The following is an 18,680-nucleotide window of genomic DNA, read 5'->3' as shown; positions in this document are numbered from 1 at the left end:
CATGATTTCGATTAACAAAGTCAGTCAGCTATACGGTGGTACACAGATTCTTTGGGATTTGGATTTAGACATCGTCCCCGGCTCAATCACTTGCATTATGGGACGTAACGGTGTCGGCAAGACCACCTTGATGAAAACCATTATGGGGTTGTTACCGATCAAAAGCGGTGAAATTCGAATGGGTGAAGATGCCTTGCACAAACAAAGTGCAGAACGTCGCGCCTACGCAGGCATTGGCTATGTGCCACAAGGGCGTGACATCTTTCCAATGCTCACCGTTGAAGAAAACTTGCGCATTGGCTTACCCGTTCGCAAAAGCAAAGAGATTCCTGAAAAGATCTTTGAGTTATTTCCCGTATTAAAAGAGATGCTACACCGCCGTGGTGGTGACTTATCTGGTGGGCAACAGCAGCAATTGGCCATTGGTCGAGCGTTGGTATTAGAGCCCAAAGTCTTGATTCTGGATGAGCCAAACGAAGGTATACAGCCGAACATCGTTAAGCAAATCGGGGATGTTATTCTGAAGCTTAACGAAGAAGAAGGACTGACGGTGATCCTGATTGAGCAAAAGCTGGGCTTTGCGCGCCGCGTCGGCAAAGAATTTCGCCTAATGGAAAAGGGGCGGATTGTGGCAGCAGACAAGATGGAAAACCTTAACGACGACTTGATCAAGCAATACCTCGCGGTGTAACCGCCAGGTCGTGTAAGGAGCAGTATGAGCCAAGTTCTAGACTCTCGTTTATATCAGCCAACCAAAGAAGCCAGCCAGTGGCAGGCTTATCTCAATCTCGGCTTTACCAAGAGTGAGCGCGGTACGGTGCTGAAAACCTGTGATCACAAGGGGCCTTTGTATGTGCAAAAGCCCTTTTATCCTGAGGGCAAAGAGACGGCTCATGTCTACCTATTGCACCCGCCGGGTGGCTTGGTGTCGGGAGATGAGCTGGTGATTTCATCGCGACAGGCCCCCGATACTCATGTGTTGATCACGACGCCAGGTGCGGGGCGTGTCTACAAGGCGCGACCAGACCGTACGCTGCAATGTCAGACGACGCATTTGCAAGTCCCCGCAGAAGCCATCATGGAGTGGCTACCCCAAGAAACCATTTTGTATCCCGATGCCAACACGCGCCTGCGTAATCATGTTGAGTTACATGGCAATGCGCGATTTATCGGGTGGGAAATCACCTGCTTTGGCTTGCCCGCCAACAAACTCGACTTCGGTGTAGGAAGCGCTGATCAAAGCGTTCAGATTCGCAGCGACGGGCGCATCCGTTTGCGCGAGCGTTTGTTGGTGGATGAGCACAGTCGCGATCTGATGGCTGGCAAAGCAGGGCTTCAAGGGCAACCTGTTAATGGCTTGATGATTGCAGGCCCATTTGTTCAAGACAACGAAGCGCTGATCGATGCCCTGCGAGAATTGTGTCAAGCCGATGACAGCGTAGCGGGAGCAACCGTTGTCGATGAATTTATCGTAATCCGCAGCTTGGGCAACGACAGTGAAAAAATGAAGCGTTTGTTTACACACTGCTGGGGCGTCATTCGCCCCGCCTTAATGGGCAAGCCAGCTTGCGCACCAAGAATTTGGGCAACCTAAGCACTACTGTCCACGGAATCAATTACGCGCTATCGCGACGAATAAAGGGTTTGAACGATGGAATTACTACCAAGAGAAAAGGATAAGCTGCTGGTGTTTACCGCAGCATTGTTGGCCGAGCGACGCTTAAATCGCGGCCTCAAGTTGAATTATCCCGAAGCCATGGCGTTTATCACCATGGAGATCATCGAAGGCGCGCGTGATGGTAAAACCGTCGCCGAGCTGATGGCCTTTGGTAAGACGCTATTGAGCGCTGATCAGGTGATGGAAGGGGTGGCCGATTTGATTCACGAAGTACAAGTGGAGGCGACCTTTCCAGACGGCACTAAATTGGTGACGGTGCATAACCCGATTAACTAACCGCGGAGGCAACATGATTCCAGGTGAAATTCAGGTCGCCGAAGGGGTGATCACATTAAACGAAGGCCGCAAAACGCTGATATTGCGCGTTGAAAACACCGGTGATCGTCCGGTACAGATTGGCTCCCATTACCACTTTTACGAAGTGAACCCAGCACTGGTATTTGAACGCGAGCAAGCCAAGGGCTACCGCTTAAACATCGCTTCAGGCACGGCGGTGCGCTTCGAACCAGGTCAAGGCCGCGAGGTGGAATTAGTGGAATACGCGGGCACGAAAACCATTTATGGTTTCCGTGGCGAGGTCATGGGCACCTTAACAGAGGGAGCAAAATAATGGCGACGATGGACAGACACAGCTATGCACAGATGTTTGGCCCGACCACAGGTGATCGCGTTCGTTTAGGCGACACGGATTTATGGATTCAGGTGGAAAAGGATTTCACCACCTACGGTGATGAAGTCAAATTCGGTGGCGGTAAAGTCATTCGCGATGGCATGGGGCAAAGCCAACTGACCAATGACGTCGCCGTGGATTTAGTGATTACCAATGCGCTAGTGCTGGATCATTGGGGCATTGTCAAAGGAGATGTAGGCATCAAAGAAGGCCGCATTTTCAAAGTTGGCAAAGCGGGCAACCCTGATGTGCAGGACAACGTCGATATCGTGGTGGGCCCTGGTACGGAAGTGATTGCAGGGGAAGGTTCTATTCTGACTGCGGGGGGCATCGACGCGCATATTCACTTTATCTGCCCACAGCAAATTGAAGAAGCGCTGACCTCAGGCGTCACCACCATGATCGGTGGCGGTACTGGCCCCGCGACGGGCACCAATGCGACCACCTGTACGTCTGGCCCTTGGTACCTTGGCAAGATGCTGCAAGCAACGGACAGCATGCCGATGAATTTAGGCTTTTTGGGCAAAGGTAATGCGAGTTTGCCTGAAGCACTGGAAGAGCAACTGGAAGCCGGTGCTTGTGGCTTGAAGTTGCATGAAGACTGGGGCACGACACCAGCGTCGATTGATTGCTGTCTTTCTGTGGCGGAAAAGTATGACGTACAAGTGGCGATTCACACCGACACCTTAAACGAGTCAGGCTTTGTCGACAGTACCTTGGATGCGTTTAAAGATCGTGTGATTCATACCTACCACACCGAAGGGGCGGGTGGCGGACATGCTCCGGACATTATCCGTGCCGCGGGGCTGACTAACGTCTTGCCTTCGTCAACCAACCCGACCCGTCCGTATACGAACAATACCGTCGATGAGCATTTAGACATGCTGATGGTGTGTCATCACTTAGACAGCAATATTCCTGAAGACGTGGCGTTTGCCGATTCACGTATTCGCAAAGAAACCATCGCTGCGGAAGACATCTTCCACGATCGTGGTGCGTTCTCCATGATTTCGTCGGATTCCCAAGCCATGGGGCGCGTCGGTGAAGTGGTCACGCGCACCTGGCAAACGGCCCATAAAATGAAGCAGCAATTTGGTCTATTGCCTGAAGACTCTGATTTGGGAGCGGATAACTTCCGTGCCAAACGCTACATCGCCAAGTACACCATCAACCCTGCCATTGCTCACGGCATCAGCCACGAAGTTGGCTCGATTGAGCCGGGTAAATTGGCGGATTTGGTGTTGTGGAAACCGGCATTTTTCGCGGTGAAACCGTCGCTGATCATCAAAGGCGGCATGATTGCCAGCGCGCCAATGGGCGACCCCAATGCGTCCATCCCAACTCCTCAGCCAGTGCATTACCGCCCAATGTTTGGCTCGTTTGGTAAGGCCAGCGCAGCGACTTCGGTGACCTTTGTCTCACAAGCGGCATTAGGCAACGATCTCAAACAAAATCTGGGATTGGAGCGTACCTTAGTCGCCTGTAAAAACACCCGCAATATTGGTAAGTCCGACATGGTTCACAATGCTTGGATGCCGAATATTACCGTCGATCCGCAAACCTATGAGGTACGTGCAGACGGCGAATTATTAACCTGTGAGCCAGCGGAAAGCTTGCCACTGTCGCAGCTTTATAACTTGTTTTAATGCGCGACGTTGACCGGATTAGGAGTTGTCCTATGTTAGACATTTACACTCGCCTCGGAACGCACTGTCACGATGAGGTGTACACCACGGTTATTTTGACCCATGAGCAGCGAGAGCGTGGTCGCTTAAAGCTGGTTGGCGAAAATGGCGAAGACATTCGCGTGTTTTTAGATCGCGGTAAACCGCTGTTAGTCGGCGAATATTTGCGTGCTGAATGCGGTAAAACGATTCAGATTGTTGGTGCTGTCGAGGACATCGCCCATGCCAGTTGTGACGATTGGACGACCTTTGCGAAAGCGTGTTACCACCTCGGTAATCGTCACACTAAAGTGGAAGTGGGAGAGCGTTGGTTACGCATCAAGCCCGATCATGTACTGGAAGAAATGCTGCACTTACTAGGGTTAGTGGTGAGTCACGAACAGGGTGTGTTTAATCCAGAATCGGGGGCGTATAGCCATGGACATCACCACCACTGATCATGGCCTGTTGCGCTTGTTGCAGCTGAGTAGCGTCAGCCTGCCAGTGGGGGGGTATGCCTTTTCCCAAGGCATGGAATACGCCATTGATCGTGGCTGGGTGACTAAGCAAGCACATGTCTTAGATTGGACTCAGTTGCAACTACTTCAATCGTTAGCTCGGGTGGATTTGCCGATATTGCGTCTGGCTATGCAGGCATGGGCGACACGGGATGAAGCACGTCTTGTTGAGCTTAATGATCTTGTATTGGCCTGCCGTGAAACCAAAGAGCTGCGTCTAAATGATACGGCGATGGGCGAAGCCTTAGCGCGGTTGCTGCGTAGCTTAGAGATTGAGACGCCGTTTGTGCGTTTGGAAGACATCAGTTTTGTGGTGTTGTTCGCCATCGCTGCCAGCCATTGGCAGATCGAATTTGAGACCGCGGCCCTTGGGTTTTCGTGGTCGTGGTTGGAAAACCAAATTGCTGCTGCGACCAAATTGGTGCCACTAGGGCAAACTCAAGCGCAGTTATTGTTAGGTGAATTACAACCCGTCCTATCCGATGCCATTGCCTTGGCGAAAACACTAGAGGAAGACGATATTGGCGCGGGCCTACCTGCGGTGGCCATCGCCAGTTGTTTACACGAAACACAATACTCGCGGCTCTTTAGATCTTAGTCGGTCTAAGTCGTGTGGCATTTTTGAAGAGGAACGAAATATGAGTAAACCAAAGCAAACATTACGCGTTGGTGTCGGTGGTCCGGTTGGTTCAGGTAAAACTGCACTGTTACGTTCTTTGTGCTCGGCCATGCGCGAGCATTACAACATCGCCGTGGTGACCAATGATATCTATACCCAAGAAGACGCCAAGTTTTTGACTCGTCATGAAGCACTGGAGGCGGATCGCATTATCGGTGTGGAGACAGGCGGTTGTCCTCATACAGCGATTCGTGAGGATGCTTCGATGAACCTTGCGGCAATTGATCAGTTGTTGGAACGTCACGGCGAGTTGGATGTGGTGTTTGTGGAGTCGGGAGGGGACAACCTCAGTGCGACGTTTAGTCCGGAGTTATCAGACTTCACGATCTATGTAATTGATGTCTCTGCTGGGGATAAAATTCCGCGCAAAGGTGGCCCAGGGATTACTAAGTCGGACCTGTTGATTATTAACAAGATTGACCTAGCGCCGCTCGTGGGAGCTTCCCTTGAAGTGATGGATGAAGACGCCAAAGCACAGCGTGGTCAGCGTCCGTTTGTGTTTTCAAATTTAAAAGCGGCGCAAGGGTTGGATGAGATCATTCAGCTGATTGTGTCTGAAGGTATGTTGGAAGCGAAAGATATCCCGCCCGCTAAAGCGGTGGTGTAACGCGAAATCGGTGTGTTAAGGAGAATAAAATGCAGTCTGTAATAAAGAAAATTGTACTCGAAAGCGCGTTAGCGGTCAGTTCAAGCGCAGTACTTGCGCATTCAGGTCATGAGCACACGTCGAGCTTTATGTCTGGTTTTAGTCATCCGCTGGGTGGGTTAGATCACTTATTGGCGATGGTGGCAGTAGGACTCTGGGCCGCTAGTTTAGGTGGTCGTGCATTATATGCTGTACCGGTCGCATTTGTGGCTATGATGTTACTAGGGGGCGGCGCGGCAATGGCTGGGTTGAGTGTGCCGTTTGTTGAGCAAGGTATTCTACTGTCGGTCATCGTACTCGGAGCTTTAGTGCTAGGGGCGAAGCGTTTGCCTGTTGTTGCGTGTGCGGCCATTGCTGGTGGCTTTGCAATCTTTCATGGGGTGGCGCACGGTATGGAAATGCCACTGAGTGCATCGGGTGCGCAATACGCACTGGGCTTTGCGTTAGCAACGGCTGCGTTGCATGGCGCGGGTGTAGGCTTTGGTCAATGGATGGCGCGTATCGGAACACCGCTGGTGACACGTGTGGGCGGTTCTGTCATCGCACTGATGGGAATGCTGCTGGCATTGGCCTAGTGAATAATTCGAGTCCGAAAAGGATGAGTAAATCCAGTCAGTGCTGAGCGTGAAAAACGTTCAGCGCTTTGCTGGTTTGAGGTGATATGGCAGCTGCACAAAAGATATTCAAAGTACGACGGCATTATAACAAGTGGGTCGCTGACCAAACCCTAGAAGACTACGCGCTGCGTTATACCGCTAAGCAAGGTCATTCCATGAGCATTGAGCGCGTCGGGCATACTGCGCTGGGTGCAGCTGCGTTTTTGGCATTGGAAGGCTTGGCGGCCGTGATCACACTCAGCTACGGCTTCACAAATGCGGTGGCGGCGATCTTGACGGTGCTGGCAGTGTTCTTTATCACGGGTTTCCCGATCGCTTACTATTCGGCTAAGCATGGCTTAGACATTGATTTACTGACTCGTGGTGCCGGCTTTGGTTATCTTGGCTCAACGATTACATCGCTTATTTATGCCACCTTCACCTTTATCTTTTTTGCGATTGAAGCGGCGATTTTAGCCTCGGCGTTGGAGGTGCTGCTTGGCATTCCTTTGCCCATTGGCTATGCGTTGTCTGCGTTGTTTGTTATCCCCATCGTGACGCATGGAATCCGCGCGATCAGTCGCTTTCAAAATGGCACTCAATGGATTTGGCTGGTTTTGCAAGTCGCGGCCATTGGCGTGGTGGTGACGCAAGAGTATCAGAGCTTCTACGGTTGGTCCGAATTTGTGCCGAGCCACTTGTCCCAAGATACGGGCTTTGATTGGGTGCTGTTTGGAGCGGCAGCGTCGGTGTTGTTTGCCTTGATGGCGCAGATCGGCGAACAAGTGGACTATTTGCGGTTTTTCCCTACAAAAACTAAACGCAATCGTCGCCGTTGGTGGTTTTGGCTGATTCTTGCTGGCCCCGGTTGGGTGTTTATAGGCGCGATCAAAATGCTGCTAGGATCGTTCCTTGCCTATTTAGCAATTTCCGATGGTGCTACAGCGCTGCAAGCGACAGACCCGACGTATCTTTATCAACGCATTTTCTTATTCTTAACCACATCTCCTACCACGGCATTGATACTTGCGGCGGTATTTGTGTTTATTTGTCAGATGAAAATTAATCTGACAAATGCTTACGCAGGTTCGATTGCGTGGTCAAACTTCTTTTCCCGATTGACACATTCGCACCCAGGGCGAGTCGTATGGCTGGTCTTCAATGTCACTATTGCATTGCTGCTTATGGAGCTTGGGATTTACCAAGCGCTGGGGGCAATTTTAAGTGTATTCGCCATCAGTGCCGTGAGTTGGCTGTCGAGCTTATCCGCGGATTTGTTGATTAATAAACCGCTGGGCTTAAGCCCCGATTATGTCGAATTTAAACGGGCTCATTTGTACGACATTAACCCTGTCGGTACTGGGTCTATGTTGATTGCTACCAGCTTGGGCTTACTCAGTTATTTAGGTCTATTTGGTGAGGTGGCGAAAAGTTTGTCGCACTTTATTTCGATTGGGGCCTGTTTTGTATGTGTCCCCTTGCTTGCATGGCTCACGAAAGGGAAATACTACATCGCGCGCCAAAGCCCTGAGCTACTGCCGTTGATTGATTTAGCGAAGCAGGAGAACCCTAATCATGTCGTTACGTTAACTTGCGGTATCTGTGAAAACGAATTTGAAAGTGAAGATATGAGCTTTTGTTCAGCGTATCAGCAGCCTATTTGTTCGTTGTGTTGTTCGCTGGATGTAAGGTGTCTCGACAGCTGTAAACCACAAGCAAGCATTGCTCAACAGAGCGATTATTTTCTTAAACTGTTTTTGCCAAAGCGCTTGGTACGAGCGATCAGTTCACGCTTGGGTCGCTTTGCCTCGATGCTGGTGGTAATCAACGTTATCAATGCGGCATTAATGATGCTGATTTATCGACAGATGGCACCTGAAACAGTCAATGAGTCAACGTTGCTGCAGGAAGCAATGTTTGCGCTGTTCTTTACCTTATTGATTGTGTCGGGTGTGTTGTCATGGTTATTTTTGTTGGCACATGAAAGCCGAGTCGTTGCTCAGAAAGAGTCGAATCGTCAAACTCGTAAACTGACACGAGAAATCGAAGCCCACAAGGAGACGGACCTGGCATTACAGGGGGCAAAAGAACAGGCAGAGCATGCAAATGAAGCGAAAAGTCGTTACCTTAGCGGTATCAGTCATGAATTACGTACCCCTTTACAGTCTATTATTGGCTACGCTCAGTTGTTATCAGAAAAAGAAAATACGCCCTCGGGCCATCAAAATGGCTTAGATATCATTCATCGAAGTGGCTTGTATTTGGCTGATTTGATTGAAGGTCTACTGGATATTTCTAAAATTGAAGCAGGGCGGTTTGATCTGTATCGCAATACGGTGGATTTGCCGAAACTGATTGATCAGCTCAATAGCATGTTCTCGATGCAAGCGCGTGCTAAAGGCATCTCGTTCAAGACTAAAATACTGGCTCCGCTGCCCAACCACGTGGTAACCGATGAAAAACGCTTGCGGCAAATATTGATCAATTTACTGTCTAATGCGGTGAAATACACGCCAAAAGGCTCTGTTATGCTCGTTGTGAACTATCGAAATCAAGTGGCAGAGTTTGTTATTCGTGATACGGGTTTGGGTATTAAGGAAGAGCATTTTGAGCGGATCTTTGATCCATTTGAACGAGTGCGTGATGTGACGACGGCTAACCTGCCGGGTACAGGATTAGGCTTGACGATCGTGAAGCTTCTCGCTGAACTAATGGGTGGGGATCTGCAAGCTCAGTCTACGATAGGGCAAGGCAGTGAGTTTAAAGTGAGCTTAATGTTGCCTTGGATATCTCAAGGTGATGAGCTTACTCATACATCACGCAAAGTAGTGAGTTATCGTGGTTTTCAACGTACGGTGATGATTGTCGATGATGACCCTGTTGTGCGCGGATTATTTTCCGACATCTTGTCACCCATAGGTTTTAATGTGATTGAAGCGGCTGACGCCCAAGCGTGTTTAGCTGAGCTGAATGCGTGCTCTCCTGATTTGTTCATTTTAGATGTTTCGATGCCCGGAATGGATGGGTTAACGCTCGCGAAAACACTACGTGAGCAAAATTACAGTGTACCGATAGTGATGCTATCGGCTGACGCCCAAGAAAGTCAGCGTCACCCCGATGAGCAAAGTGCTTTCAACCAATACATCGTGAAACCCGTGAAAAACAGTGCTCTATTTGATGCCATTCAACATTGGCTTGTGTTGGAATGGGTGTATCAAGAGATAGACGGTGAAGTACAACACTCGGCTTCGCCTGTTTCGAAGGTTTCGTTGCTAGATGATAGTGATGGAGGAACTGAGGGAGGGCACTTACCTAAGATTCCGGATCACGAAAGTATTCGAGAGTTAATGGCATTTGCGCAAATGGGCTATAAAAAAGGTGTACGTGGTGTACTTGACCAATTGAGCGACAGCGATGTTTTAGCGCCGGAGCATCGAATGCAATTGGAAGCGCTATACCAAAGTTTCCAGTTCGATGGTATTGAACAATACCTGCAACAACACTCTTCTGAATCGAGTAGCGGACATGATGAATTCCACCAATAAACGCGACATTGTGCTGGTTGTTGATGACTCACCGGATGCCCTGAGCTTAATCCATGACACCCTTGAAGCCGCTGATATGGATGTGCTGGTCGCCCTTGAAGGTCGGCAAGCGTTAACCATCGCGAAGCGTATGCGTCCTGACATCATTTTATTGGATGCGATCATGCCTCACATGGATGGCTTTGAAGCGTGCCAGGCTTTGAAAAATGATCCTAGTCTTTCGAGTATCCCTGTCATCTTTATGACGGGTTTAAGTGAAACCGATGACATAGTGCGCGGGCTAGAAGCAGGCGGTGTGGACTATTTGACCAAGCCGATTCAGCCAAATGAACTGATTGCCCGTATGCGCGTGCATTTATCGAATGCTCGGCTGAGCAACAATGCTCAATTTGCGCTGGATAGTATGGGTCAATATTTACTGACCTTCAGTGAGTTGGGAGGGGTGGCTTGGGCAACACCGCAAGCGTATGCCTTAATGGCGCGAGCGCGATTAACCCCTTTATGGCAGATTGAGCAGCTTGCACCGCAAGTTCGTGAATGGTTGAGGCATCGCCCTGAAGAAGGCAACCGCTTGATCTTAAAAGGGTTAGACTACCCTTTGGCGTTGAAGTTTATTGGTCACACGGAGCAGAAAGAAGCGTTGGTGAAGTTGGAAGATGGAAACTTGCCAACAGGCCCAGAGCGGTTAAAGATGGAATTAGCATTGACTGAGCGCGAGTCCCATGTGCTCTACTGGATTGCCAATGGTAAAACTAACCGCGAAGTGGCAGAGATTCTAGAAATGAGTCCACGAACCGTGAATAAACATTTGGAACAAATTTTCCCTAAGTTGGGCGTTGAGAATCGCACCGCAGCCGCCGGCGTCGCGTTACGAATAATGGCTGCAGCAGAGTAGCATAATACTGACATCCCAGTTTGGGAAAAAAGCGTAGTACAACGCTGATCGAACTTAAGACGGCTCCTAGCAACAGGACCTTTTTTATTTGCAGTACTCCGAATGCCTCGCTACATTCAATATCCTACTTATCTATCGAAAAGGACGTGCGGTAATGCAAATCGTTAATATAGAAGAATTTACGGTATCCGGTGTGCAAGTACGCACGAAAAATGCCGATGAAATGAACGCTGACAGTGCTAAAATTGGGGGGCTTTGGCAGAAATTTGGCTCGAGCATTGCACCCAAATTGACCTCAGATTCCATCGTTTACGGTGTTTATTGCCACTATGAATCGGATGCTAACGGTGAATTCGATGTGTACGCAGGCAGTAATGTCGTGACCGACCTTGATGACCTAGAAAGCGTGACTGTCCATGCAGGTGAATACATGGTGTTTTCGCAAAAGGGCGAGATGCCACAGTCGGTGATTAATGCGTGGGTAGAAATTTGGCAGTATTTTTCAGAGCTACCAGAGCGTGAACGCGCGTACACCACTGACTTTGAATGCTACAAAGGTGATGACGAGGTTGAGGTGTATATCGCCCTTAAGTAGAACACGCGTCAGTAGTGCTTTCTTACCATGGTCCGCGTTATCGTTCGATTCGATTTCGACCATTATTTTTAGCGCAGTATAGCTTGCTGTCTGCCTGTTGAATCAGTTCAAAGGTGGTGGCATTGGTGCCTGAACTGATACCACCGCTGATGCTCACTGAGAAGTCTTGTCCAGGCAGGCGTATTTGCTCGACGCATGTTTTAATCTGCATGGCGATTTCAAACGCTTGTTCTGCGTTGTAATTGGGTAACAAAACCATCATCTCTTCACCACCAAAGCGGCCCACATAACCCTTAGTGCTGACTTCTGTTGCGATGCACTGAGCGATGTTCATCAGTACTTGATCGCCAAATGGGTGACCATAGGTATCGTTGATGCGCTTGAAGTGATCGATGTCTAGCATAATAAGCGAGAAGTTTGAGTCGTCCTTTTTGGCTTGTTGCAATAGCGAGTCAAATAACACGTTAATATAGCGTCGATTAAACAAGCCAGTTAACTCATCTTTATGCAGCAGAGTGTTAATTCTCTGAGTGGTATTGTTTGAGGCTTTTGCAAGTTCTTCAAACTCTTGATAGATGACTTTGTCTTCATCTATCAAGGATAACTGAGCTGAGCTGGTTTCCAGGTTGCGGGTAAATAGTCTAATACTGGCATTCATTTTTTTGGACACATAGCGGGCTGCTATGACACTTAAAATGAAAATCCCTGCGGCGAGCAGGAGAGCCTTTTGTATGCCGCTAATGAGTTGATTATAAAGCTCATTTTGATGTCGGCTAATGGCATTGTTAAGGTCTTCCATGTTTGCACCAGAGCCAATTGCCCAGCCCCAGCTTGGTATGGCTGCGATATAAGTGAGTTTGTTGCTCGTATTACCATTGCTGAAGTTTGGCCAAAGATGTGTCAGAAATCCGTGATGGGGGGCGGTGCTGGCGATTTCTATTTGGCGATCAATATATTGAACCTTTGGCGACATAGTCATCTCATAGTGGTTCTGTCCAATGAGCTCAGGAAAGCGACCATTTGCCAGCTCATTTCCTTCAAAGTCATGAATAAACACGTACTGCTTGCCGTCGTCACCGTAGCTTAGTTGATTGATGTAGGATTTGATCTCTTCTTGTACTTCTCGGGTTGTGATATCTAGATATTCACCGGTGCCAAAATACCAATCGTAAGGCGCGAATTTATGCACATAGGTGATTTTTTTATGATCTTTTTGGGTGTCTTCCCCCGGTAGCGTCCAATAGCCTTCAATAAAGCCTTTGCCATGCTTGTTGACCAGTTGGATTTCTTGTTGGAGAGAGTAATTGCCGCGCTCATCTTGCAGATAGAATAGATTGCTGCCCTCTGTGCTGGGCGCTACAGGGTATAAAATGACGTCACCCTGTAAGGTGTCAATAAAATAGTAACCACGTCCATCGTTAAAACGCATGCCGCGCACTGCTTCAGTGATGAGCTTTTTAATGTCTGAATCTGGCAGCTTGTCGCGGTTGCTTTCATACAGATATGTCATCAATCCGTTTAGTTCAAGTACACGGCTTTGAATGTTTTTTTGAAGACGAGCTTCAGTGGTTGCTTTACGGTAGTTGATTAAGCTGACGATGGTATCAACACGGTTTTTCAGTTCGTCTTTTACTTCGTTGGTATAGTTTTCTTGGATGCGTTGAGCTTCGCGTTGATAGGTTTGGTAGATATTTCCAATCCATAAAAACGAAGTAATAGAGAGCGTAATCGTGCCGATGAGCACAATACTAAAGAAAACATAATATGAAAGGCGCTTCTTCTGCATGGTTTTTACAATCCCTGTTAAACACACTAGTTTGAACGCTGTTATCGAACCAGAGTAAGTCGGTTGTAGAGTGCATCGGATTATGTAGGGCGATTTAACGCCGTTAAAGGCTGCTCGATGAGCTCTGTTATAAAATCGGCTACACAGCGTACCCGCTTACTATGACGTAAATCGTTGTGCAGCACCAGGTATATGGGTTGGCAGAGTTCCGGCAGAGTTTTCACACAGCGAACCGTTTCATCTATGGTAACGAGGTCTGGTAGTACGGCGATGCCTAAGCCCGCTTTACAGGCGGCTAGCTGTGTTGCGACAGAGGTGGTAGTTAATGCCGGCGTTTTGCCGTCAAGCACTTGGTTTAGCCACACTGCTGCGGGTAAATCTTGATAGTGACTATCCCAGCCAATGGCGGTTTCTGGCGTGAGTTCGATGGTCGGATCTTCAAGTGCTTGATAAAGCCCATAGCTCAAAGTTCCCACTCGACGAAACGACACATGACCTTGTGTGGGCTTGGTCATACGCAAGGCGATATCCGCGTCATGCCGATGTAAATTCGCGGTACGGATATCGGTTACGATTTCAATGTTCAATTCTGGATGCTGTTGCTTTAACTGACTAAGGTTTGGCAATATCAGCTTAGTCGCGAGATTTTCTGCCGTGGCCAGACGCACCGTACCAGAGATCGCCGTATCCAGTGCTTGCTTAGAAAACCCAAGCATGGCCGCTTCCATCTGCTCGGCATGGGCAACCAAAGTTAAGCCTTCTTCCGTCAGTTCATAGCCGGTTTGCGAGCGTATGAAAAGCGCGACGCCAAGGGCTCTTTCAAAGCGCTCAATACGACGCGAGAGTGTGGCGATGCCAATGCCGAGTTGTTGCGCGGCGGCGGTTAACGTGCCTGTTCGAGCAAGTGCTAAGAATACTCGAGAATCATCCCAGTTCAATGCCATACCCATTTTCCAATATTGAAAAGTCGTCTTGTTTTATTGGTTAAATATTCTGTTTTTGAGAAATGTCATGCTACGCCTACAAGCTGCAAATAAACAGAGGTGGGCTATGAATTCTGAACGATACAAACTGGGCTGGCAGAAGTTAGCGCAAATTGATGGCGAGCAAGGGGAGAAAGTGATTCGGGCAATGGAAGGCATCGCACCGGATTTTGCAAGATTATTGATCGAGTTTCCGTTTGGCGATATCTACAGTCGTGAGGCGTTGGATCTGAAGTCTCGCGAGATCGCCACGATCGCGGCCTTGGCGGCGATGGGCAATGCTGCGCCACAGCTAAAAGTCCATATCCATGGCGCCCTCAATGTTGGGGGTTCTCCCCAAGAAATCATCGAAGTGATGATGCAAATGGCGGTGTATGCGGGGTTTCCCGCAGCGCTCAATGGCTTGTTTGCCGTTCAAGATGTCTTGCAAGAGCGCGGCTTAAGCCCAGACTCGGCACCGTTGCCTAGCAAACAGTCATTATCCGCTCTAGCTGGCGGCTACTTCGCCACGGCTGAGCTTGAAATTACCGATGCTAGTCTAATCGAAGAAACCAAAGCCGCTCTTAAGCAGCTATGTGAGCAAACACGTACGGAACCCGGCTGTCGCTTATTTGAGCTACATGAGAACCCAGATGAGCCGACTCAGCTTTTATTATGGGAATGCTTTGCCACGGAAGCAGACTTCCATAAACATCATGCGATGGACTATACCAAGGCCTACCTAGAACAAGGATTGACCGAAGTAAAACACTTGTATCATAGCGAGTTAGTGCGATAAGTGCGCAGATGTTCGACTCCTGACAGAAACTGACAGCGTAATGTTTTATGCTATACCCAACTGTTAAGGAGTCGATGTTATGTCAATGCAGCAAACAAACTCGGATAGGGAAAATGACGCTGCCTCAACGTCACGTTGCTGGATCGCGGTAGCCAGCGCCGATCATGTGGCACGAGGCTATGCTGGTGGTTTTATGCAGGTTTGTCATGGCAAACAAGGGCCGTTAAAACGCGTCAAACCTAATGATTTGGTGGTGTATTACTCGCCGACGTTTATTTACCAACAGAAAGACACCTGCCAAAGCTTCACCGCGCTGGGCCTTGTCAGTAGTACCGTGCCTTACCAAGTCGTTATGTCAGATGATTTTGTGCCCTATCGCCACGACGTGGCATGGCTCAGCGAGCAACAATGCCTCATACGCCCGCTGCTGCAAACCCTAAGCTTTACCCGTGATAATCCACGCTGGGGCTACCAATTTCGCTTAGGGCTGTTTGAAATACCCTTCGAGGATATGCAAGTCATCGCACATCAGATGGGCGTGCAGTTCTCAGAGGATCTATTGGAAGACTTGGAATTGGCTGCCATTGTCAAAGAGCGTGAAAACGAGCCATCGGTCAAAGTTGATATTGATGATTTGTAGGAGCTCGGTTCCCGAGCGAAGGTGTTGGTTCTACCCAAAAACTCTGTAAGTCATTACTCTTCCATAAGTTGCTTTTTAAGTAAGTGCCATTCTGTGCCGACTTTCTGATCATTTTCAAATGCAGCGGAGCGTGCGTCTAGGATGACTTTGTGTTCATCATTGATGGGCGCTGACGACTGCTCTTGGTAAGCACTTTCCCAAAGCTCTTCGGCAAGGCGAACTTTTTCTTCTGTGGAAAGGTGATTGATATTCATAACGCTAAACCCAGTTTGAATGTTCGTATCAGTATACGATATTGAACTTTAGCTGGCGAATTATTCACCAGCTTCATTCCTTGGTAACCGTACCGATATCAACGCGGTTAAAGCAATAAACCCTGTCGAGACCCAGAGGCACACCGCTAAGCCGTAATCTTGATACAACCAACCAGAAAGCAGGGTGCCGATGAGGCGTCCCATGGCGTTGGCCATGTAGTAAAAGCCTACGTCGAGGGAGACGCCGTCTTTGCCGGCGTAGCTGACGATCAGGTAGCTGTGCAGGGAGGAGTTGATGGCAAACACGGCACCGAAGGCCAGCAAGCCTGCGATGACGGCGAATTCAATTTGCCAGTCAAAGGTCAGCGCTAAGGCAATCGCCGCAGGGATTACGGCAAGTACCAGTGCCCAGCCGAGGGCTTGGCGGCCATCGGGGCCTTTGCCAGACGCCTTGCCGGTAAAGTGTGGCGCAAAGCCTTGGACGATGCCGTAGGCAATGATCCAAAGCGCTAAGAAGCCGCCGACGTACCAATGGTCCCAGCCAAACGTGCTGGCAAGGAAAACCGGTAACGCCACCACGAACCATACATCGCGCGCGCCAAATAAGAATAGGCGTGCCGCGGAAAGATAGTTTACCGCTGCACTTTTAGAGAAGATGTCGCCAAATTTTGGCTTATTCTTGGCTTTTCCGAGATCTTTCTTAAGCGAGACGAGGCTTGCGATCCACACCAAAGTCAGCGCAACGGCCATGCCTAAGATCGCGCCTTTAAAACCAAACAGACTCAGTAGCGCACCGCCAAGAAAAAATCCCACGCCTTTTAGCGCGTTTTTAGAGCCGGTGAGCAGCGCGACCCATTTGTACAGCTGGCCTTGAGCATCGCCTGGGACTAGCAGCTTAATGGAGCTCTTCGCGCTCATCTTGTTTAAGTCTTTAGCAATGCCAGACAGCGCCTGCGCGCCCATGACCCAAAGGACGGTTAAGAAACTTGCGGGCACCAGCAGCATGCTTAACGCCACAATCTGCAAAAACAGCCCGATATTCATGGTGCGATTCAGGCCCAGTCGCGCGCCAAGCCAACCGCCGACAAGGTTGGTGATGACGCCAAAAATCTCGTAAAACAAAAACAGCATGGCGATTTCGAGTGGGCTGTACCCCAACCCGTAGAAATACAGCACCACCAACATACGCAGCGCGCCATCGGTTAAGGTAAACGCCCAATAATTTCCTGTGACCACCATATATTGGCGAATGGCGGGCGAAAGATTAGCGAGTGCAGTCATGCGAACGTGATTCCGTTTATCAGCAGAAGTAAGTGGTTAATGCCTCGCTTGATGATGACAGCACCGACCGACGCACATCCCTGTGCGTCGGTCGGATCGCCCATCCATGGGCTAAGTGCTTGTCATCTTCAAGCTAAGCTTTGTTCAAGTATCGCAACAGTTGACTATTGGTGTGGTTGATCCAAGCGACCAACCATGCGCATCAGCTCTGCGGTGCGGTTGGCGTAGCCCCATTCGTTGTCGTACCAAGCATACAGCTTCACTTGTGTACCATTGATGACCATGGTGGACAGTGCGTCGATAATGCTAGAGCGTGGGTCAGTTTTGTAATCCACCGATACTAGCGGGCGCTCTTCATAGCCTAAGATGTCTTTTAGCTCGCCTTTGGCCGCTTCTTGCAAGAAGCCGTTTACTTCCGCTTCCGTCGTCGGGCGGCTGACTTCAAACACACAGTCTGTCAAAGAAGCATTCGCTAAAGGCACACGTACTGCGTGGCCGTTTAGTTTGCCTTTCAGCTCAGGGAAAATATGCGTGATCGCCGTCGCTGAGCCTGTGGTCGTTGGAATTAAGCTGGCGCCGCAAGCACGGGCGCGACGCAAGTCTTTGTGGGGTGCGTCCAAGATGGTTTGCGTGTTGGTGATGTCATGGATCGTGGTCATAGAGCCGTGCTGGATGCCCAGCTTTTCATGAATGACTTTGACGACTGGCGCAAGGCAGTTCGTGGTGCAGGATGCGGCGGTGACGATTGGGTACGTCGCAGGATCGTACAGATCATGATTCACGCCCATCACCACGTTGAGCACGCCGTCTTCTTTCACCGGCGCCGTCACCACAACACGTTTCACACCCTGGTCTAAGTAGGCTTGCAGCAAGGCTTGGGTTTTCATCTTGCCACTGGCTTCGATCACTACATCACAGTTTGACCAATCGGTATCACCGATGGCTTTGTTCTGGGTGCAAGGGATACGCTTACCATTGATGGTCATCTCATTGTCTTCAGAAATGGCTTCATGGTGCCAACGGCCGTGAACAGAGTCGAACGTGACGAGATGTGCCAAGGTCGTTGCATCACCGGCAGGATCGTTAATGTGGACAAACTCCACATCGTCCCAATCAAACGCTGCACGAAAAGACAGTCGCCCCATGCGACCAAAACCATTTATGCCTACTTTAATTGTCATAGTGTTCTCGCTCTAACCTTTAAGAGGGTATGTCATTAGATGGTGGGCGGCTGCTTACGCCGTTAGCCATTCTTTTACTTGATCTGTATGTGGAATAGAGCCTGAGTGTTTCAGTTGCTCGTCAATCACCACAGCTGGTGTGCTCATGACACCGTACTGTAAGAAAGTTTGTGCGTCGGTTTCTTTACTAACGTGCACCTCAACACCTTGTTCAGAGGCAATACGTTCAATCAGTTCTGCTGTTTTTTGACACTTCGTACAACCACTGCCTAACACTTTGATTTGTTTCAT

General features: G+C 49.3%; 20 protein-coding genes. 14 read left to right on the top strand and 6 right to left on the bottom strand.

The window, feature by feature from the left end; genetic code table 11:
* Nucleotide 1: 1 nt before the first annotated feature.
* The 12 genes from urtE to ACPUEK_RS02260 all read left to right on the top strand — a co-directional run bounded on the left by urtE (nucleotide 2) and on the right by ACPUEK_RS02260 (nucleotide 11,486).
* The gene (gene urtE, locus ACPUEK_RS02315) at nucleotides 2-691 is read left to right on the top strand and encodes an urea ABC transporter ATP-binding subunit UrtE (protein WP_425642196.1); all 690 of its coding nucleotides are present in this window, start codon (nucleotides 2-4) and stop codon (nucleotides 689-691) included.
* 24 nt (nucleotides 692-715) lie between these two features.
* Nucleotides 716-1,594: an urease accessory protein UreD gene (locus ACPUEK_RS02310; protein ID WP_425642195.1), complete on the top strand. Its 879-nt coding sequence runs from the start codon at nucleotides 716-718 to the stop codon at nucleotides 1,592-1,594.
* Between the two features lie 57 nt (nucleotides 1,595-1,651).
* Nucleotides 1,652-1,954: an urease subunit gamma gene (locus tag ACPUEK_RS02305; protein ID WP_067220370.1), complete on the top strand. Its 303-nt coding sequence runs from the start codon at nucleotides 1,652-1,654 to the stop codon at nucleotides 1,952-1,954.
* Between the two features lie 13 nt (nucleotides 1,955-1,967).
* Nucleotides 1,968-2,288: an urease subunit beta gene (locus ACPUEK_RS02300; RefSeq protein ID WP_425642194.1), complete on the top strand. Its 321-nt coding sequence runs from the start codon at nucleotides 1,968-1,970 to the stop codon at nucleotides 2,286-2,288.
* A complete protein-coding gene (ureC, locus tag ACPUEK_RS02295; protein ID WP_425642193.1) occupies nucleotides 2,288-3,994 on the top strand; it encodes an urease subunit alpha in 1,707 nt (568 codons plus the stop codon). The genes ACPUEK_RS02300 and ureC overlap by 1 nt, the downstream gene beginning before the upstream one ends.
* A 32-nt stretch (nucleotides 3,995-4,026) precedes the next feature.
* Nucleotides 4,027-4,470 (top strand): urease accessory protein UreE, encoded by a 444-nt coding sequence (ureE, locus tag ACPUEK_RS02290; protein ID WP_067220381.1) that lies wholly within the window; start codon nucleotides 4,027-4,029, stop codon nucleotides 4,468-4,470.
* Nucleotides 4,451-5,128, top strand: a complete 678-nt coding sequence (locus ACPUEK_RS02285; RefSeq protein ID WP_425642192.1) for an urease accessory protein UreF — start codon at nucleotides 4,451-4,453, stop codon at nucleotides 5,126-5,128. Before ureE ends, ACPUEK_RS02285 begins: the two co-directional genes overlap by 20 nt.
* Nucleotides 5,129-5,168: 40 nt before the next feature.
* Complete coding sequence (gene ureG / locus ACPUEK_RS02280; protein WP_425642191.1) at nucleotides 5,169-5,816, top strand: urease accessory protein UreG; 648 nt, start codon at nucleotides 5,169-5,171, stop codon at nucleotides 5,814-5,816.
* 29 nt (nucleotides 5,817-5,845) lie between these two features.
* Entirely contained in the window at nucleotides 5,846-6,430 is a 585-nt protein-coding gene (locus ACPUEK_RS02275; protein WP_425642190.1) for a HupE/UreJ family protein, read from the top strand.
* An 86-nt stretch (nucleotides 6,431-6,516) separates the two neighbouring features.
* On the top strand, nucleotides 6,517-9,996 hold the full coding sequence (locus ACPUEK_RS02270) for a hybrid sensor histidine kinase/response regulator (RefSeq protein ID WP_425642189.1): 3,480 nt from the start codon (nucleotides 6,517-6,519) through the stop codon (nucleotides 9,994-9,996).
* On the top strand, nucleotides 9,977-10,891 hold the full coding sequence (locus ACPUEK_RS02265; protein WP_425642188.1) for a response regulator: 915 nt from the start codon (nucleotides 9,977-9,979) through the stop codon (nucleotides 10,889-10,891). The genes ACPUEK_RS02270 and ACPUEK_RS02265 overlap by 20 nt, the downstream gene beginning before the upstream one ends.
* Nucleotides 10,892-11,045: 154 nt before the next feature.
* Complete coding sequence (locus ACPUEK_RS02260) at nucleotides 11,046-11,486, top strand: GyrI-like domain-containing protein (RefSeq protein WP_425642187.1); 441 nt, start codon at nucleotides 11,046-11,048, stop codon at nucleotides 11,484-11,486.
* A gap of 37 nt (nucleotides 11,487-11,523) precedes the next feature.
* Here ACPUEK_RS02260 and ACPUEK_RS02255 read toward each other — a convergent pair whose 3' ends face one another.
* Together ACPUEK_RS02255 and ACPUEK_RS02250 are read right to left on the bottom strand one after the other, a co-directional pair.
* Nucleotides 11,524-13,272 (bottom strand): sensor domain-containing diguanylate cyclase, encoded by a 1,749-nt coding sequence (locus ACPUEK_RS02255; RefSeq protein ID WP_425642186.1) that lies wholly within the window; start codon nucleotides 13,270-13,272, stop codon nucleotides 11,524-11,526.
* A gap of 80 nt (nucleotides 13,273-13,352) precedes the next feature.
* Nucleotides 13,353-14,216 carry a LysR family transcriptional regulator gene (locus ACPUEK_RS02250; RefSeq protein ID WP_425642185.1) on the bottom strand — a complete coding sequence of 288 codons (864 nt, stop codon included), beginning with the start codon at nucleotides 14,214-14,216 and terminating at the stop codon, nucleotides 13,353-13,355.
* 106 nt (nucleotides 14,217-14,322) lie between these two features.
* Between ACPUEK_RS02250 and ACPUEK_RS02245 the strand changes: the two genes are divergently transcribed.
* Together ACPUEK_RS02245 and ACPUEK_RS02240 are read left to right on the top strand one after the other, a co-directional pair.
* A complete protein-coding gene (locus ACPUEK_RS02245; protein ID WP_425642184.1) occupies nucleotides 14,323-15,033 on the top strand; it encodes a carboxymuconolactone decarboxylase family protein in 711 nt (236 codons plus the stop codon).
* A gap of 79 nt (nucleotides 15,034-15,112) precedes the next feature.
* Nucleotides 15,113-15,673 carry an EVE domain-containing protein gene (locus ACPUEK_RS02240; protein ID WP_425642183.1) on the top strand — a complete coding sequence of 187 codons (561 nt, stop codon included), beginning with the start codon at nucleotides 15,113-15,115 and terminating at the stop codon, nucleotides 15,671-15,673.
* A 53-nt stretch (nucleotides 15,674-15,726) separates the two neighbouring features.
* Here the strand turns inward: ACPUEK_RS02240 and ACPUEK_RS02235 are convergent, their stop codons facing one another.
* From ACPUEK_RS02235 to ACPUEK_RS02220, 4 genes are all read right to left on the bottom strand, one after another.
* Entirely contained in the window at nucleotides 15,727-15,927 is a 201-nt protein-coding gene (locus tag ACPUEK_RS02235; protein WP_067220412.1) for an addiction module protein, read from the bottom strand.
* A 60-nt stretch (nucleotides 15,928-15,987) separates the two neighbouring features.
* Nucleotides 15,988-17,208, bottom strand: a complete 1,221-nt coding sequence (arsJ, locus tag ACPUEK_RS02230; RefSeq protein ID WP_425642182.1) for an organoarsenical effux MFS transporter ArsJ — start codon at nucleotides 17,206-17,208, stop codon at nucleotides 15,988-15,990.
* A 164-nt stretch (nucleotides 17,209-17,372) separates the two neighbouring features.
* The gene (locus ACPUEK_RS02225; RefSeq protein ID WP_425642181.1) at nucleotides 17,373-18,389 is read right to left on the bottom strand and encodes an ArsJ-associated glyceraldehyde-3-phosphate dehydrogenase; all 1,017 of its coding nucleotides are present in this window, start codon (nucleotides 18,387-18,389) and stop codon (nucleotides 17,373-17,375) included.
* Nucleotides 18,390-18,443: 54 nt separating this feature from the next.
* Nucleotides 18,444-18,680, bottom strand: a complete 237-nt coding sequence (locus tag ACPUEK_RS02220) for a thioredoxin family protein (RefSeq protein WP_067035030.1) — start codon at nucleotides 18,678-18,680, stop codon at nucleotides 18,444-18,446.

It is taken from the genome of Marinomonas gallaica, from assembly GCF_049821165.1.
GTDB classification, from domain to species: domain Bacteria; phylum Pseudomonadota; class Gammaproteobacteria; order Pseudomonadales; family Marinomonadaceae; genus Marinomonas; species Marinomonas gallaica.
This window is presented reverse-complemented; position numbering and strand designations above follow the sequence as displayed.

Coding starts and splice junctions, on each gene's coding strand:
- ureC (WP_425642193.1), top strand. CDS start 2,288: ATGGCGACGATGGACAGACACAGCTATGCACAGATGTTTGGCCCGACC.
- ACPUEK_RS02270 (WP_425642189.1), top strand. CDS start 6,517: ATGGCAGCTGCACAAAAGATATTCAAAGTACGACGGCATTATAACAAG.
- ACPUEK_RS02250 (WP_425642185.1), bottom strand. CDS start 14,216: ATGGCATTGAACTGGGATGATTCTCGAGTATTCTTAGCACTTGCTCGA.
- ACPUEK_RS02245 (WP_425642184.1), top strand. CDS start 14,323: ATGAATTCTGAACGATACAAACTGGGCTGGCAGAAGTTAGCGCAAATT.
- ACPUEK_RS02220 (WP_067035030.1), bottom strand. CDS start 18,680: ATGAAACAAATCAAAGTGTTAGGCAGTGGTTGTACGAAGTGTCAAAAA.
- ACPUEK_RS02240 (WP_425642183.1), top strand. CDS start 15,113: ATGTCAATGCAGCAAACAAACTCGGATAGGGAAAATGACGCTGCCTCA.
- urtE (WP_425642196.1), top strand. CDS start 2: ATGATTTCGATTAACAAAGTCAGTCAGCTATACGGTGGTACACAGATT.
- ACPUEK_RS02275 (WP_425642190.1), top strand. CDS start 5,846: ATGCAGTCTGTAATAAAGAAAATTGTACTCGAAAGCGCGTTAGCGGTC.
- ACPUEK_RS02300 (WP_425642194.1), top strand. CDS start 1,968: ATGATTCCAGGTGAAATTCAGGTCGCCGAAGGGGTGATCACATTAAAC.
- ACPUEK_RS02255 (WP_425642186.1), bottom strand. CDS start 13,272: ATGCAGAAGAAGCGCCTTTCATATTATGTTTTCTTTAGTATTGTGCTC.
- ACPUEK_RS02285 (WP_425642192.1), top strand. CDS start 4,451: ATGGACATCACCACCACTGATCATGGCCTGTTGCGCTTGTTGCAGCTG.
- ureE (WP_067220381.1), top strand. CDS start 4,027: ATGTTAGACATTTACACTCGCCTCGGAACGCACTGTCACGATGAGGTG.
- ACPUEK_RS02265 (WP_425642188.1), top strand. CDS start 9,977: ATGATGAATTCCACCAATAAACGCGACATTGTGCTGGTTGTTGATGAC.
- ACPUEK_RS02225 (WP_425642181.1), bottom strand. CDS start 18,389: ATGACAATTAAAGTAGGCATAAATGGTTTTGGTCGCATGGGGCGACTG.
- ACPUEK_RS02305 (WP_067220370.1), top strand. CDS start 1,652: ATGGAATTACTACCAAGAGAAAAGGATAAGCTGCTGGTGTTTACCGCA.
- arsJ (WP_425642182.1), bottom strand. CDS start 17,208: ATGACTGCACTCGCTAATCTTTCGCCCGCCATTCGCCAATATATGGTG.
- ACPUEK_RS02235 (WP_067220412.1), bottom strand. CDS start 15,927: ATGAATATCAATCACCTTTCCACAGAAGAAAAAGTTCGCCTTGCCGAA.
- ACPUEK_RS02310 (WP_425642195.1), top strand. CDS start 716: ATGAGCCAAGTTCTAGACTCTCGTTTATATCAGCCAACCAAAGAAGCC.
- ACPUEK_RS02260 (WP_425642187.1), top strand. CDS start 11,046: ATGCAAATCGTTAATATAGAAGAATTTACGGTATCCGGTGTGCAAGTA.
- ureG (WP_425642191.1), top strand. CDS start 5,169: ATGAGTAAACCAAAGCAAACATTACGCGTTGGTGTCGGTGGTCCGGTT.